Origin of the sequence: Synechococcus sp. HK05, assembly GCF_019104765.1 — a bacterium.
Lineage (GTDB): Bacteria > Cyanobacteriota > Cyanobacteriia > PCC-6307 > Cyanobiaceae > Vulcanococcus.
Genome location: NZ_JAHRXJ010000001.1, coordinates 133,652 through 148,085, shown reverse-complemented (window position 1 = coordinate 148,085; position 14,434 = coordinate 133,652). Strand labels below are relative to the sequence as shown.

Sequence of the window (14,434 nt, the reverse complement as noted above, 5' to 3'; positions counted from 1 at the left end):
GCAGGCAAAAGCGGTCAGCGCCATGGACGCGAGCAATCCCCTTCAACAGCTGCTGGTGCGGGGCCTCGGCACCACATCCCTGGTGGCCGAGCGACTGCGCAGCGTCACCCAGGCGTGGGTGAGCAGCGGCCGCCTCGATGCCTCCCAGGCCACAGCGCTCGTGGACGACGTGCTGGCCAGCCTGCGCGGCGAAAACCCAGAACTGGAGAAGCAGACCGAGCGGCAGGTGGAACGCAACCTCGATCACCTGCTGCAAGACCTGGGCCTGGCGCGCCAACGGGAAGTGGATGAACTGCGGGGCCGGATCGATCGACTGGAACAGCAGGTGCGACGTCTGCGCAGCGACGCCGGCCAACCCGACGGCAGCGGTTTCAGCGACCTACCCGACTGAAGCTGGGGCAGAATCTCGCCGACTCAGCCCATCCCCTGCCATGCGCGACATCCTGATCAGCTCGGCGGTGTGCGTGGCCTGCTTGCTCCTGGCCTTCGTAAGCCAGCTGGTGGCACCTTCAACGGTGCAAGCCAAGCCCGTAGCTCAGGTTGCCGTTGCCGCGGCACCCGCTGCAGCACCGGCCAGCCTGAGCGGCCAGTTCGAGCTGGATCCTGAAGACCCCAACCCCACGCTTTTCACCATGGCCAGCGACGCCGCCAACAACGACTTGATTGCCGATTCCGGCGCCGCCGGCCTGGGCGGTGAAATGGTGGTCGCCAAGGAGCGCGTCACCCCCAGCGGCCTGCGCATCACCGACCTGGTGGTGGGTGATGGCCCTGAAGCCACCAGCGGCCAGACCGTTTCGGTGAACTACCGCGGCACCCTTGAGAACGGCAAGGAGTTCGACAGCAGCTACGGCCGTGGTCCCTTCTCCTTCCCCCTCGGCGCCGGCCGCGTGATCAAGGGCTGGGATGAAGGCGTGGCCGGCATGCAGGTAGGCGGCAAGCGCAAGCTGGTGATTCCCCCCGATCTGGCCTACGGCGAGCGTGGTGCTGGCGGCGTGATTCCTCCCAATGCCACCTTGATCTTTGAAGTGGAGCTGCTGCAGATCAAAGGCTGAATCAGCCTCGATAACCCCAAACGCCGCCGGGAGACCGGCGGTTTTTTTGGGCGCGAAAAGCCGCTGGGGGACGGTTCTCGCGACTTACGAAACCTGAAGCGATCGTTAGGATGCCGCGGCCGTCCGGCCCATGGCCGGGCCACATCCAGCACGACCCCACGTCTCATGGCTCACACGCTGCCTGCGCTGCCCTACGGCCTCGATGCGCTCGAGCCCCACATCTCCCGCCAGACCCTTGAGTTCCACCACGGCAAGCACCACAACGCTTACGTGACCAACCTCAACAACCTGGTGGCCGGCACCGAGCTGGAAGGCAAGAGCCTGGAAGACACCATCACCGCCGTGGCCGGTGACGCCAGCAAGGCTGGTGTGTTCAACAACGCTGCCCAGGTGTGGAACCACAGCTTCTACTGGCAGTGCATCAAGCCCAATGGCGGCGGCACCCCCAGCGGCGCCCTGCTCGACAAGATCAACGCTGACTTCGGCAGCTTCGAGAAGTTCGTTGAGGCGTTCAAGGCGGCCGGCGCCACCCAGTTCGGCAGCGGCTGGGCCTGGCTGGTGCTCGACAACGGCACCCTCAAGGTGACCAAGACCGGCAACGCCGATCTGCCCCTGGCCCACGGCCAGAAGGCTCTGCTCACCATGGATGTGTGGGAGCACGCCTACTACCTCGACTACCAGAACCGCCGCCCCGACTACATCAACACCTTCCTCGACAAGCTGGTGAACTGGGATTTCGTGGCCGCCAACCTGGCCGCTGCCTGATCCAGCGAAAGGGCACCTCTGAAGCCAATCGCAACAAGCAACCCCGGGGCCAAAGCCTCGGGGTTTTTCATGCCACAAGCACCAGAAACAGGCGAACTGAAGCACAACGCCAGAACGCCAAAACAACAGCAAAGCAAACAGGCTTACAAAGCGAATCCGCGCCGCAAAAATAAACTTACATAAGACCGAAACGCCCTGCTTCGTGACACAATTATCGGGCTATTCCGCATCAGGCATGCGCCTCCTCTCTCGAACTGGCACGCTCACCGCTGCCCTCGCCGCCTCTGTTGCAGCAAGCCCCGTGCTGCTCGCCAACAGCGCCCAGGCGATTGACCTGAAGAACTTCATCCCCAAGCAGGTGTTCGTCAAGCAGGCGAATCCCACCTCGGTGGCCATCCTCTCGATCCAGGGCACAACCAACACCCCTCAGGGTGTGATCTGTGATGTGACCTACACCTCCCAGGCGCTGTATCCCAACGTCACCACCTCCAAGGCTCGCTGTGGCAGCAGCCGCTCCCAGCTGTTCCTCGGCAGCAACGACGCTGAGGTCGACTACGACGCCTCGATGGTGAACCTGCTGCAGCTCTACGGCATCAGCACCACAACCACCACCAACACCAACGGCGCCACCTTCCTGTGCGCCAAGCCCACCGGTGTGCGTCCCAGCGAGTTCAGCTACACGCTGCAGACCACCAACGTGCCGATGACCGGCATGCTGCTCACCACCGCCAACCCCAAGCTCTGCTGGGGCCAAAGCTGAGTGAACGCCATGGCGTGACTCCACGCCGTCGCCTTGCCAAGCCGCCAACACCTTCGTTGGCGGCTTTTTTCATGGCGTGTATCCCAGCGGAACGGTCTGGTCTCCGCTAGGTCTCCAGCGGAGGTTTCGCCTGCTCGAGCACAGCCTCCGGGGCGATCCACATCGCATCGCCGTAAGAGAAGAAGCGATAGCCCTCAGCCTTGGCCTGTTCGTACAGATCCAGCAAGCGCTGGCGGCCGATCAGGGCGCTCACCAACAGCAGCAAGGAGCTCTTGGGCAGGTGGAAATTGGTGAGCAATCCCTGCACCACCGCAAAGCGATAACCCGGCTGAATCACCAGATTCACCGGTCCGGCATGGGGCTGGAGGATGCCGCCATGCAGCTGCGCCACCGCCTCCAGGCTGCGCACACTGGTGGTGCCCACCGCGATCACGCGGCCGCCGCGGGTGCGACAGGCGGCCACAGCCTGCACCAAGGCAGAAGACACCTCCACCCATTCGCTGTGCAACTCCAGCTGATTGAGGTCTTCCGTGTCCACCGGCCGGAAGGTGCCGAGGCCCACATGCAACGTGACCTCCGCCATCTCCACTCCGCGCGCGCGGATCGCCGCCATCAGCTCATCACTGAGGTGCAAACCCGCTGTTGGCGCCGCCACGGCTCCAGGCCGCGAGGCATAGCGGGTTTGATAGCGCGCGTCGTCGTCATCGTTCTGCTGCTGGATATAAGGAGGCAGCGGCATCGAGCCATAGCGCGCCAAGAGCGCTTCGATCGCTTCCGGGCTGGTACACGCCGCTGGGAAACGCACCACACGGCCGCCCGTCTCTGCGTCAATGGCCACGATCTCGAGGCCGATGGCAGGTTGCCCCTGATGCTCCAGCTGCAGCACCTCTCCAGGTTTGAGCCGTTTGGCGGGCCGAGCCAGGCACAGCCAATCGCTTGCGCCAGCGGGTTCCAACACCAGCAGCTCCACGCTGCCGCCACTGGGCCGGCGAGCCTGTAGTCGGGCCTTAAGCACCCGGGTGTTGTTCACCACCAGGAGATCACCGGGCTGCAGCTCGTGCTGCAAATCCCAAACCGTGCGGTGCCGGCAACCCGATGGCTGCTGAGGATCCACCACCAACAGCCGGGCCGAATGGCGCGGCTCTAGCGGGGTCTGGGCGATGAACGTCTCCGGCAGATCAAAGACGTAGCTCGACAGCCGTTGATCAGCGGGATCCGTCGCCATGAAAAGGGCGTGTTTTAGGTCAGATCGCCAGGCTTTCGGGGTTGGTTTCGATCAGCTGGGCCAGATCCTTGAGGAAAGCAGCCGCGTGGGCGCCATAGATCACACGGTGATCACAGGTGAGATTCACCTGCATCTGGTTGGCCACCCGCATCGAACCGTCCTTGCCGGCCACCACCGTGGGGCGGGAGGCAGCTACAGCCAGAATCGCGCCAGTGCCGGGAGGGAGGATCGCGTCGAAGCGATCCACACCGAACATGCCCAGGTTGGAGAGGGTGAAGGTGCCGGTGCTGTATTCCTCGGGCTGGAGCTGCTTGCTGCGGGCACGGCTCACCAGGTCGGCCCAGTTACGAGCCAGGGAATAGATGTCGGTCTTGTCGGCGTTGGCCAGCACGGGCGTAATCAGACCGCCGTCTTCCATCGCCACCGCCACGGCCACATTCACGCCGGCAGGAAAGCTCATGGCGCTGCCATCGGCGCTGGTGGCCGCATTCACCTGGGGGTGACGGGCCAGGACCACGCCCACAGCCTTGGCCAGCAGGGCCGTCATGGTGACGCCCTTGCTCTTCACCTGCTTGTAGAAGGCATCGAGCTTGGTGGTGGTGATCGTGTAGCCCACCCGGAAGCAGGGCACCTCCAGGCTGGCGATCATGTTGCGGTTCACCGCGTTCTGCAGCGTGTTGAAGCTCACGCTCTCGCCGGGGCGGCCAAAGGCATCACCCGCGGGCGCGGGAGCAGGGGCAGCAGCGCCATTGGCGGAGGCTGCAGCCGCGGGCGCAGACCCCTCGGCCACGCGGGGCACCGCCACGGTGAGGCCAAGGGCGCGTTCCACGTCTTCCGCCTGAATACGCCCGTGGGGGCCGCTGCCGCGCAGGGTTTCAAGCGCCACGCCGTGCTGGCTGGCGAGCTTCTTGGCGCGGGGGCTGGCCACCACGCGGCCGCTGGCGACAGGAGCGGGAGCCGCAGCCACCACGGGAGCCGGTGCGGCAGGCACGGGTGCGGCGGCCGCCACAGGCGCAGGAGCGGCGGCAGCGGCAGCAGGCGCTGCCGCCGGTGCCGGAGCGGCGGCAGCGGTGCCACCGCTGGGAGCTTTGGCCTGCACCTCGGCGATCTCCGCCTGGGTTTCCACGATCAAGCCGATGGTTTCGCCCACCGGGGCCGTGCCACCGGCGGGCATCAACACAGCAGCCAGGTAGCCCTCGTTGAACGATTCCACGTCCATGTCGGCCTTGTCGGACTCGACCACGAGCACCGACTCACCGCGCTCCACCTTGTCGCCGGGCTTCTTCAGCCACTCCACGATTTTCCCCTCCGTCATGGTGGAGGAGAGGGCGGGCATGAAGATTTCGTGGGTGGCCAACGGAGGTCTGCCGCGCAATTGGGGCGGATTTTACGTGGCCCCCTCCTGGCTCAGAGGCTGCCTTCGATCGCTTCGATCACGCCGTCGCGCACCACCACAGCCACCTGCAGCTTCTCCACGAGGTTGTCGCCCACGCGCACATCACAGAAGCTCTCGAGCTGGCCCTGATCCACGATCTGCTCCATCTCCAGATCGCGCACCTGGCGCTGCTGCTCGATCAGCTGACGCTTCTGCTCCTCCAGCTCGGCGCGCTTGGCACCCACCTGTTCCTGCACAGAGGCCACCTGCTCCTGCACGCGGGGATCGAGGGGGTTGATGCTCTGGCTGCGGATCGCATCCACCAACTGCTGCCCTTCCTGCTCCAGCTGAGCCAGCTGGGCGTCGCTGCCGGCGATGGCGTTGCTGATCTCGCGCTCAGCGTCTTCCTTCCAGCGGGGGGTCACCACGGCACGCACGGTGATCGAGCGCTTGATCGAAAGGCTGCCGTCGGCCATGGGCTTGAAAATGCAGCGCTCAGGTTGTCAGGCACACGCGGCGGCGGCAACGCAGCGGCAGGGCGGGTTTCCGGCCGCCTCAGCGGCCGTAGATCGCCTCGATCGCGGCAGCATCGCGCTCGGCAATGCGATCGCGCTTCTGCTTGAGGGTCTGGGTGAGCAGGCCGTTCTCGAGGCTGAAGGGCTCCACCAGAGCCACGCCCGCCAGGCGCTCATCAGGCCGGGCGCCGGGGCGGGCCTGCAGGCGCCGATTGAGTCGGCTGGTGAGGGCCTTGAGCAGCGCTGGATCAGCGGCGCCGCCTTGGGGCAGGGGAAGCCCAGCCTCGCGGGCCCAGCTGGCCAGGGCTTCGGCCTTGGTCACCACCAGGGCGCCAAGGGCCTTGCGGTCCTGCCCCACCACCATCACCTGCTCCACCAGGGTGCAAGCCACCAGGCACTCTTCCAGAGGCCCAGGCTCGATGTTTTCGCCGCTGCTGAGCACGATCGTGTCCTTGGCACGGCCCGTGAGCACCAGGGTTCCATCGGCCAACAATTGGCCGAGATCGCCGGTATCAAACCAACCCTCGCCATCGAGCACCTTGGCGGTGGCCTCGGGTTTGCCCAGATAGCCCCCCATCACCTGCGGGCCCTGGGCCAGCACCCGGCCGCGCTGGCCGATCTGCAACAGGGCACCGCTCTCGGGATCCACGATCCGGATCGCCGTGCCCGGCAGCGGCTGACCGGAGCTGCCGCGGCGATTGTTCCAGCGGCGCCGGCAGGTGAGCACCGGACTCGTTTCGGTGAGGCCGTAGCCCACCAGCAGCTCAATCCCAACGGCCTCGAAGAAGCCATCCACATGAATCGCCAGGGCACCGCCGCCACTGATAGCGGTGCGCAGGCGGCCACCCACCAGCTGCTGGCGCACCTTCGGCCAGAGCACGCGGCTGGCCAGGCCATGCAGCGGCCAGCTCAGCAGCGCTCCACCCGCCGCCCGCAGGCGGCTGACGGCGGATTCGGGGGCCAGGGTGCGATCCGCCGCCACCCGCCGTGCCAGGCAGTGGTAGCGGCTCAGGCCGAGGGCTGATCGCAGCAGTTTCTGCCGCGCGGCCGGCATTGCCGCGAGGGCATCCTCAAAGCCCCCCAGCAGTGCCTCCCACAGCCGCGGCACGCTGATCAGATAGTGCGGCCGCACGCGCTGGAGATCCCCGCGGAGTTGCTTCAGCGTGGTGTAGGTCTGCGCGCAGCCGCAGGCCAGCAGGAAGTATTCGGCGCTGCGCTCGTAGGCATGCCAGATCGGCAGCACACTGAGCACGCGATCCCCGGGCTGGGGCGCTACTGCCACACCCAGGTGGCGCAGCTGGTGCAGCAGGTTGGCGTGGCTGAGGGGAACGCCCTTGGGCTGGCCGGTGGTGCCGGAGGTGTAGAGCACCGTGGCGAGGCGCTGTTCACCTCCCTCCGGCCAGGCGGGGGCTGGGGTTTTGGCGCCCTGGGCCATCAGCTCCTCCCAGGTGAAGCAGGGCAGCACAGGCACCACCGAACCGCGATCACCCTGGAGCAGCACCACAAAGCGCAGCTGCCCCAGCAGCTCGCTGCTGAGCTTGAGCCGGGTGAGCAGCTCAGCCGATTCGAGCACCAGCGCTACGGCTCCGGAATCGGCGGCGATGTAGCGCAGCTCCTCCACCGGTGCCCCGCTGCCGCGCACGGCATCGGCAGCGCCCAGCCGCATCAGGCCCTGATCCGCCACCAACCAGCGGGGGCTGTTCTCCGAAAACAGCGCCACCACATCGCTGGGCTTCACGCCGAGGGCGGCGAAGCCGGCGGCGGCCTGTTCAATCCGGGCGTTCAGATCGCGAAAGCTGAGCTGCTCCGGGGGTTTGGCATGGGGGGCGTCAAGGGCCGTGGCATCGCCATGGCGCTCGGCGAGCTGGGGCCAGAGCTGCTCCAGGCCCTGGAGATCACGCCAGTCGGGGCGTTGAGCGAGGGCCTGCTGATCACGGCGGCTGCCGCTCCAGCGGATCTCAGCGGTGGGCATCGGGAGCAGGTGAGTGGCCCCGGTCTTACCACCCCTGGAGGGCTTCCTGGGGGGTGGGGGGCCGCAAGCGCAGACCAAAGCGGCGACTGAAGCAACGGAGCAGAAGGGGGCGCAGCGCCCCCGCTGTGAGCTCAGGCCGCCACTGCAGCAGCCGCCCCACGGGTCGATCCGCGATGCCACAGGGCACCACCTGAGCAAAACCCGCCAGATCCGCGTCCACATTCAGGGCCAAACCGTGCTGGCTGATCCAGCGCCGGGCCCCCACACCGATCGCCGCCACCTTCTGCCCCTCGAGCCACACGCCGGTGAGCCCCTCCAGTCGCGCACCCTGGAGCCCCAGCTCCGCCAACAGATCGATCACCACCCCTTCCAGCTCGCGCAGATAGAGGTGAAGGTCAGCGCCATGGCGCTGCAGGTTGAGCACGGGATAGAGCACCAGCTGACCCGGGCAGTGGTGGGTCACCTCCCCGCCGCGATCAATGCGAAACAGCGGGGCCGGAGGGTCTGCCGGATCGAAGCCCAGGAAGGCCGGATCGGCGCCGCGGCCCAGGGTGTAGCAAGGTTCATGCTCCAGCAGCAGCAGGGCATCGGGGCCGCCGGGATCCGCCAGCAAGCGCTGCTGCAGCTGCTGCTGCCAGCCCCAGGCCAGCGGGAAGGGAACCAAGCCGGCCGGCTCGAAACAGATTGCGTCGGCTGTGGTGGAAATCACGCACCGTTCCTAGCGTTCAACTGAGCCCATCGCCCAGGAGGCAAGGGATGAAGCTGTTGATCCACGGCCGCAATCTGGAGGTCACTCCAGCCATCCGCGACTACACCGAAGACAAGCTCAAGCGGGCGATCGGTCATTTCGACGGCATGGTGAAGGAAGCGGACGTGCATCTCTCGGTGGCCCGCAATCCGCGGGTCCCCCAGCAGACCGCCGAAGTCACGGTGTTCGCCAACGGCACGGTGATCCGCGCCCAGGAGCGCAGCGAAAACCTCTACGCCAGCATCGATCTGGTAGCTGGCAAGCTCACGCGCCAGCTGCGCCGCTACAAGGATCGCCACGACGATCACCACCACAGCCCCGGCCACCACGCCACCACCACCCCCAGCCTTGCGGAGCTGCCTGGTCAGGATGTGGTGAGTGAGTCGTTGCTGGAGGGCAAGGAAGCCACCCTGCCCAGCCGCGGTGTACGCCGCAAATATTTCGCGATGCCGCCGATGAGCATCGACGATGCGCTGCATCAGCTGGAGCTGATCGATCACGACTTTTATCTGTTCCGCGACGCCAGCAGCGGCGAGCTGCAAGTGGTGTATCGCCGCAACCACGGTGGTTTCGGCGTGATTCAGGCCAAGGGCTGAGCCCACCTCCAGACTGGGGCCCGAATCTCGGCGCCCCAGCCCCTTTCGCTTGCGCGACCTTCCTGATCTCGCTCCCCTGATCGATCACGCTCTGCTGGATCCCCACCAGGGGGCAGAAGCCGTGCTGCGCTGCTGTGACGAAGCTCGCCACTTCGGGTTTGCTGGTGTGTGCCTGGCCTCGCGCTGGCTGCCGGCGGCCCGGGAGCGGCTCGGCCCCACAGGCAGCCGCGGGCCAAAGCTGTTGAGCGTGGTGGGGTTTCCCTTCGGTGCGATCCCGGCGGAGATCAAGCGGGCCGAGGCGGAGTGGGCTGCCGCCGCCGGCGCTGATGAGCTGGATGTGGTGCCCGATTTCGGCGCCCTGGCCGATGGCGACAGCCGCGCCTTCTGCAACGACCTTGCCCCGATCGTGGAGCTGGGGCTGCCGGTGAAGGTGATTCTTGAGGTGGGCCGACTCAGGCCCGAGGCCCTGGAGCTAGCCGTGGAAGCCAGCATCGATGTGGGCGCCACCATGCTCAAAACCGGCAGCGGCTTCGGCCCCGGCGCCACCACGGAGCAGGTGAAGCAACTGCGCCAACTGGCCCGCGGCCGCGCGGCCGTGAAGGCTTCAGGCGGGATCAACAACCTCGAACAGGCCATCGCCCTGGTGGAAGCGGGGGCAAGCCGCCTGGGCACCAGCCGCGGGGTGGCTCTGATTCAGGCCCTGCGCGAGGGCGGCAGCGCCCCTACGGCTGACAGCAACCGGTGAGCGGGGAGCAGCGCTTGGAGGGCCTGGTGCTGCGCAGCACCCCCTTGGGCGAAAGCGATCGCCTGATCACGGTGCTCAGCGCCGGGCAAGGGCTGGTGCGACTGGCCGCGCCTGGAGCCCGCAAACCGAAAAGTTCCATGGCCGCCGCCGTGCCCCTCGCCCTGCTCCACCTGCAGGTGGGCGGGCGCGGCGATCTCAAGCGGGTGCGGCAGCTGAGCGTGCAACGCAACTTCGCGGCGCTGGCCGAGCGGCTGGAGAGCCTGGCGGCTGCCCAAGGCCTGGCGGAGCAGACCCTGCTGCTGGTGCCCAGCGGCGATGCCGTGGAGGGCGTGCTCGAAGATCTGCTGCTGCAGCTGGCGCGGCTGGAGCTGGTGGTGAAGGAGCGCCAGGCCAACGTGGAAGCCCTGGCCATCGCCGTGCAGGGCGTGGTGCATCTGCTGGCCCTGGGGGGCTACGCCCTGCCGCTGGCCTGCTGCGCCCGCAGCGGGGCCGCGCTGGATCCACCGCTGGGGAACTGGGAGTGGCGCTGCAGCCTGCTGCCCGGCGAGGGCTTTGTGATCGGCGGCGTGGCTGGCGCCCAGCTGGTGCTCAATGCCTCCGAACTGGCCCTGCTCCAGCGGCTGCTGCGGCCGGCCCTGCCCCGCCGGCGCGATGGGGAGCTGATGGGTCCCTTGCCGGTGTGGCTGCGGTTGCTGCAACTGGTGGAGCTGTGGAGCCGTGAACATCTGGGCCGCAGCCCGCGCTCCTGGAGGCTGCTGCGCCAGTGCTTTGCCGATGGGGCATCATCGTGAGCCGGTCCCCTGTTCCCCCGAGCCGATTCACCCCGTGAGCGACGCGCCACGATCGACCGGCCTGCAGGGGGTTCTGGCCCTGCCTGAATTCCGCAAGCTCTGGCTGGGCCAGATCTTCAGCCAGCTGGCCGACAAGTTCTACATCGTGTTGATGGTGTTCCTGATCGCCCAGTACTGGGTGACGGAAACCCTCCCCGCGGAAGGCGCCATCGCCGAAGCCGCCGGCGCCTTCCGCTTCAGCATCGATAGCCGCGCCCAGCTGATCACCCTGCTCGCCACAGGGATCTACGTGGCCAACACAATTCCAGCAATGCTGCTGGGGCTGGTGGCTGGCGTTTGGGCCGATCGCTGGCGCAAGCGCGAGGTGATGGTGGCCAGCAACGGCATCCGCGCCGGCCTGGCCTTGCTGGCGCCGCTGAGCCTGATCCCGGGCCCCGAATGGCTAGGGCTGAGCTGGGGCTACTGGGCCCTGCTGGTGATCACCTTCCTGGAATCGGTGCTGACGCAGTTTTTTGCGCCGGCCGAGCAGGCGGCGATCCCGATGCTGGTGCCCACCCGCCAGCTGCTGGCCGCCAATTCGCTGTATCAAGCCACCAGCATGGGCGCCACGATCGTGGGCTTCGCCCTGGGCGACCCGATCCTGAGGCTGCTCAAGTACGGCCTTGGGGCCATCGGCATCCCCAACGGCGAATTCGCCCTGTTGCCGCTCTGCTACGGCCTGGCCGCACTTTCGATCGCCTGGATCCGGGTGGAGGAAACGCCACGCCAGGAGCGCGAGCAAACCGTGTGGGAGGAGATGCGCGACGGGCTTCAGGTGCTGCGCGAACGCCCCAGCGTGCGGAGCGCGCTGCTGCAACTGGTGCTGCTGTACAGCCTGCTTGCAGCGCTGTACGTGCTCGCCATCAGCCTGGCCTCGGCGATTCAGCAGCTGGGCCCCACCCAGTTCGGCACCTTGCTGGCGATGAGCGGCATCGGCCTGGCCGTGGGTGCCGTGGCGGTGGCGCAGGTGGGCCACCGCTTCAACCGCCGCCGGCTGGCGTCAGCCGGCTTGGGCACCATCGCCTGGAGCCTGGTGTTGCTCGGCCAGCTGCGCGGCAACCTCAGTGCAACCCTCACCCTCTGCGCAGTGCTGGGCATCGGCTCTGCGCTGCTGGCGATCCCCGCCCAGACCACCATCCAGGAAGACACCCCGGAAGCCATGCGGGGCAAGGTGTTTGGACTGCAGAACAACATGATCAACATTGCGTTGAGCCTGCCACTGGTGCTGGCCGGCGCCGTGGTGAGCCGTTATGGCCTGCTGCCGGTGCTCTGGGCGCTGGCAGGGCTGGCGCTGCTGGCGGCGCTGCTCGAACGCCCCTGGGAGCGCTGCTAGCGTCAGGAGCTGGTAACCCTGCCCGCGTGTGGCCCACATTGCCTGGCTGGGCAAGAAATCACCGTTCTGCGGCAACGTCACCTACGGGCTCAGCACCACGGCAGCCCTGAAGCAACGCGGCCACGACATCAGCTTCATTCACTTCGACACCCCAGCCGCAGGCCTGGGTCGAGCAGCCGAAGCAAGCGAGCCGAGCCCGGAGGTAGCCCTGCCCTACCTGGTGAAATCGCAGGTGTACACGATCCCCTCACCCGGGGCTCAACGGGAACTGCGGGAATCCCTGGAGCGGCTGCGTCCGGATCTGGTGCACGCCAGCCTCACCCTCTCCCCCCTGGATTTCCGCCTACCGGATCTCTGTCAGCAGCTGGGTTTACCCCTGGTGGCCACCTTCCACCCGCCCTTTGATGCGGCGCTGCGCAACCTCAGCTCCGGCACCCAACAGCTCACCTATCAGCTCTACGCCCCCTCCCTGGCCCGCTACGACCGGGTGGTGGTGTTCTCCGATCTGCAGGCCGATGTGCTGATGCGACTGGGGGTGCCGGCGAACCGCCTGGCGGTGATTCCCAACGGCGTGGACCCCCAGCAGTGGGCACCGGCGACGGAGGCACCCTCCCCTGCGCTGATCGAGATGCGCCAGCGCTTCAACGGCGAGCGGGTGTTCCTCTATATGGGTCGCATCGCCACGGAGAAGAACGTGGAGGCGCTGCTGAGGGCCTGGCGATTGGTGCAACCCGCCGGATGCACCTTGGTGGTGGTGGGCGACGGTCCGGTGCGGCAATCGCTGATGCAGGCCTACGGCCCGGAGTGCAACGTGCACTGGTGGGGCCATGAGCCCGACCAAACCCGCCGACTGGCGCTGCTGCAGCTAGCGGAGGTGTTCCTGCTGCCCTCCTTGGTGGAGGGGCTCTCGCTGGCACTGTTGGAGGCGATGGCCAGCGGCACCGCTTGCGTGGCCACCGATGCTGGAGCCGATGGCGAAGTGATTGAGGGGGGCGCAGGGATTGTGATCAGCACCCAGGGGGTGACCACCCAGCTGCGCACCTTGCTGCCGGTGCTGCGGGATCAGCCGGTGCTGATCGAAGAATTGGGCCGGCGCGGTCGCCAGAGAGCTCTTGAGCGCTACACGCTGCAGAGCAACATCGACCAGCTGGAGCGGCTCTACGCCGACCTGGTGCCGCAGGGCAGCGTCGCAGCCTGAATCAGCCCGCCTCAGCTCGCCAGCTCAGCGCAGCAGGCGGCGAAGGCCGCCCCCGGATCCTGCGCCGCCGTGATCGGCCGGCCGATCACCAGCTGGCTGGAGCCTGCGGCGATTGCTTCGGCCGGCGTCATCACCCGCTGCTGATCACCCAGGGCGGCACCTGCGGGGCGAATCCCTGGAGTGATCAGGGCAAAAGGCTCGGGATGGACGCTGCGCAGGGCCATCACTTCCAGCGGCGAGCACACACAACCGCCGATGCCGGCCGAAGCGGCGAGTGCGGCGAGGCGTGGCACATACGACGCCACCGGTTCTTTGATCGCAAGCTCGGAGGCAAAGCGCGCTGCATCCCAGCTGGTGAGCACCGTCACCGCCAGCAAGGTGGGAGCCGGATGGCCCGCGGCGCTTGCCGAATCCATGGCGGCATCCTGGGCGGCGCGCAGGGCCTCGCTGCCAGCGCAGGCGTGCACCGTGATCAGCTCAGCGCCCAGGCGGGCCGCGCTGCGGCAGGCCCCGGCCATGGTTGCCGGGATGTCGTGGAACTTGAGATCCAGAAACACCCGCTTGCCCTGATCGCGCAGCTGACGCACCACATCCGGGCCGCCGGCCACGAACAGCTCAAGGCCCACCTTCACCCAGCGCAGCTCCGGCACCGCGGCGACAAAACCCAGGGCCTGCTCTGGAGCCATGCCATCGAGGGCCACGATGATCCGATCGGCGGCAGATCTGTTCACGCGGGATCCGGCTCTCTGACGAGATCTCAGGCTACGAAGCGTGGTGGCGGCGTCCCTTTAGAGCGCGCAGCATGAAGCACACACCTCCATGAGCCCATGCTGCCGCGCATCCTGCATCCCGAGCAGCTGCAGGGCTACCGGCTCGGCAGCCACGACCATTGCCGTCTGGCATTGCTGAACAAACCGGAAGCAGGCGGCTGCACCGTGTTTCTGGAGGTGCACGACCCTTGTGATCGGGTGCCGCCCCACTCCCACCACCACGCCGCAGAGCTGTTTTTCGTGCTGCGGGGCACGGTGGTGTTTCACGTGGATGAGCGCTCGATCAGCGCCAGCGGCGGCGATTTTGTGGTGGTGCCGGAAGAGGCGTTGCACGACCTGGAGAATCCCGGTCCCGAGCGGCTGTATCTACTCACAGTTCTCAGCCAAGACGGTGGATTTGCCGAGCTTCTCGAGCACGGCGTGCCGACACCGCTCGATGAGGAGGATCTGCAGGTCCTGCGCAGCCTCTAACCCGCCACCCGGCATCTGAAGGTCGTCTGGCCCGACGTTTACGTCCGACCCTCCAGCTCTGCAGCTGCTGCAACCTTGC

16 protein-coding genes are annotated in these 14,434 nt (G+C 67.1%); 10 read left to right on the top strand and 6 right to left on the bottom strand.

The genetic code is table 11. The features are described 5' to 3' along the window. Nucleotides 1-22 precede the first annotated feature (22 nt). The 4 genes from KUL97_RS00790 to KUL97_RS00775 all read left to right on the top strand — a co-directional run bounded on the left by KUL97_RS00790 (nt 23) and on the right by KUL97_RS00775 (nt 2,577). Complete coding sequence (locus KUL97_RS00790; protein ID WP_217794828.1) at nt 23-391, top strand: phasin family protein; 369 nt, start codon at nt 23-25, stop codon at nt 389-391. A gap of 40 nt (nt 392-431) precedes the next feature. Then, nucleotides 432-1,052 carry an FKBP-type peptidyl-prolyl cis-trans isomerase gene (locus KUL97_RS00785; RefSeq protein WP_217794826.1) on the top strand — a complete coding sequence of 207 codons (621 nt, stop codon included), beginning with the start codon at nt 432-434 and terminating at the stop codon, nt 1,050-1,052. A 165-nt stretch (nt 1,053-1,217) separates the two neighbouring features. Continuing rightward, nucleotides 1,218-1,817 carry a superoxide dismutase gene (locus tag KUL97_RS00780; protein WP_217794824.1) on the top strand — a complete coding sequence of 200 codons (600 nt, stop codon included), beginning with the start codon at nt 1,218-1,220 and terminating at the stop codon, nt 1,815-1,817. A gap of 235 nt (nt 1,818-2,052) precedes the next feature. After that, entirely contained in the window at nt 2,053-2,577 is a 525-nt protein-coding gene (locus KUL97_RS00775; protein ID WP_217794822.1) for a hypothetical protein, read from the top strand. A 106-nt stretch (nt 2,578-2,683) separates the two neighbouring features. Here KUL97_RS00775 and queA read toward each other — a convergent pair whose 3' ends face one another. The 5 genes from queA to lipB all read right to left on the bottom strand — a co-directional run bounded on the left by queA (nt 2,684) and on the right by lipB (nt 8,370). Then, nucleotides 2,684-3,802 carry a tRNA preQ1(34) S-adenosylmethionine ribosyltransferase-isomerase QueA gene (gene queA, locus KUL97_RS00770; protein WP_217794820.1) on the bottom strand — a complete coding sequence of 373 codons (1,119 nt, stop codon included), beginning with the start codon at nt 3,800-3,802 and terminating at the stop codon, nt 2,684-2,686. Between the two features lie 19 nt (nt 3,803-3,821). Next, complete coding sequence (locus tag KUL97_RS00765) at nt 3,822-5,159, bottom strand: dihydrolipoamide acetyltransferase family protein (protein WP_217794818.1); 1,338 nt, start codon at nt 5,157-5,159, stop codon at nt 3,822-3,824. A gap of 50 nt (nt 5,160-5,209) precedes the next feature. Continuing rightward, a complete protein-coding gene (locus tag KUL97_RS00760) occupies nt 5,210-5,653 on the bottom strand; it encodes a YlqD family protein (RefSeq protein ID WP_217794816.1) in 444 nt (147 codons plus the stop codon). A gap of 79 nt (nt 5,654-5,732) precedes the next feature. Next, nucleotides 5,733-7,664 (bottom strand): AMP-binding protein, encoded by a 1,932-nt coding sequence (locus KUL97_RS00755; protein ID WP_217794814.1) that lies wholly within the window; start codon nt 7,662-7,664, stop codon nt 5,733-5,735. A 25-nt stretch (nt 7,665-7,689) separates the two neighbouring features. Continuing rightward, nucleotides 7,690-8,370: a lipoyl(octanoyl) transferase LipB gene (gene lipB, locus KUL97_RS00750; protein WP_368656049.1), complete on the bottom strand. Its 681-nt coding sequence runs from the start codon at nt 8,368-8,370 to the stop codon at nt 7,690-7,692. Nucleotides 8,371-8,420: 50 nt separating this feature from the next. Here lipB and raiA point away from each other — a divergent pair, with 50 nt between their 5' ends. The 5 genes from raiA to KUL97_RS00725 are packed head-to-tail and all read left to right on the top strand — an operon-like array spanning nt 8,421 to nt 13,114. Continuing rightward, on the top strand, nt 8,421-9,008 hold the full coding sequence (gene raiA / locus KUL97_RS00745; protein ID WP_217794810.1) for a ribosome-associated translation inhibitor RaiA: 588 nt from the start codon (nt 8,421-8,423) through the stop codon (nt 9,006-9,008). A gap of 49 nt (nt 9,009-9,057) precedes the next feature. Continuing rightward, a complete protein-coding gene (gene deoC / locus KUL97_RS00740) occupies nt 9,058-9,753 on the top strand; it encodes a deoxyribose-phosphate aldolase (RefSeq protein ID WP_217794808.1) in 696 nt (231 codons plus the stop codon). Next, nucleotides 9,750-10,544, top strand: coding sequence for a DNA repair protein RecO (gene recO, locus KUL97_RS00735; RefSeq protein WP_217794806.1), 795 nt, complete (start codon nt 9,750-9,752; stop codon nt 10,542-10,544). The genes deoC and recO overlap by 4 nt, the downstream gene beginning before the upstream one ends. Nucleotides 10,545-10,578: 34 nt before the next feature. Further along, nucleotides 10,579-11,916: an MFS transporter gene (locus tag KUL97_RS00730; RefSeq protein ID WP_217794804.1), complete on the top strand. Its 1,338-nt coding sequence runs from the start codon at nt 10,579-10,581 to the stop codon at nt 11,914-11,916. A gap of 28 nt (nt 11,917-11,944) precedes the next feature. Beyond that, a complete protein-coding gene (locus KUL97_RS00725) occupies nt 11,945-13,114 on the top strand; it encodes a glycosyltransferase family 4 protein (protein WP_217794802.1) in 1,170 nt (389 codons plus the stop codon). Nucleotides 13,115-13,125: 11 nt separating this feature from the next. Here KUL97_RS00725 and pyrF read toward each other — a convergent pair whose 3' ends face one another. After that, the gene (pyrF, locus tag KUL97_RS00720; RefSeq protein ID WP_217794800.1) at nt 13,126-13,845 is read right to left on the bottom strand and encodes an orotidine-5'-phosphate decarboxylase; all 720 of its coding nucleotides are present in this window, start codon (nt 13,843-13,845) and stop codon (nt 13,126-13,128) included. Nucleotides 13,846-13,941: 96 nt separating this feature from the next. Here pyrF and KUL97_RS00715 point away from each other — a divergent pair, with 96 nt between their 5' ends. Further along, nucleotides 13,942-14,355, top strand: a complete 414-nt coding sequence (locus KUL97_RS00715) for a cupin domain-containing protein (RefSeq protein WP_217794798.1) — start codon at nt 13,942-13,944, stop codon at nt 14,353-14,355. Nucleotides 14,356-14,434 lie beyond the last annotated feature (79 nt).

What these genes read in the sequence shown, in the direction of transcription:
- KUL97_RS00790 (WP_217794828.1), top strand. Translation starts at nt 23, where the DNA reads ATGGACGCGAGCAATCCCCTTCAACAGCTGCTGGTGCGGGGCCTCGGC.
- KUL97_RS00785 (WP_217794826.1), top strand. Translation starts at nt 432, where the DNA reads ATGCGCGACATCCTGATCAGCTCGGCGGTGTGCGTGGCCTGCTTGCTC.
- KUL97_RS00780 (WP_217794824.1), top strand. Translation starts at nt 1,218, where the DNA reads ATGGCTCACACGCTGCCTGCGCTGCCCTACGGCCTCGATGCGCTCGAG.
- KUL97_RS00775 (WP_217794822.1), top strand. Translation starts at nt 2,053, where the DNA reads ATGCGCCTCCTCTCTCGAACTGGCACGCTCACCGCTGCCCTCGCCGCC.
- queA (WP_217794820.1), bottom strand. Translation starts at nt 3,802, where the DNA reads ATGGCGACGGATCCCGCTGATCAACGGCTGTCGAGCTACGTCTTTGAT.
- KUL97_RS00760 (WP_217794816.1), bottom strand. Translation starts at nt 5,653, where the DNA reads ATGGCCGACGGCAGCCTTTCGATCAAGCGCTCGATCACCGTGCGTGCC.
- KUL97_RS00755 (WP_217794814.1), bottom strand. Translation starts at nt 7,664, where the DNA reads ATGCCCACCGCTGAGATCCGCTGGAGCGGCAGCCGCCGTGATCAGCAG.
- raiA (WP_217794810.1), top strand. Translation starts at nt 8,421, where the DNA reads ATGAAGCTGTTGATCCACGGCCGCAATCTGGAGGTCACTCCAGCCATC.
- KUL97_RS00715 (WP_217794798.1), top strand. Translation starts at nt 13,942, where the DNA reads ATGCTGCCGCGCATCCTGCATCCCGAGCAGCTGCAGGGCTACCGGCTC.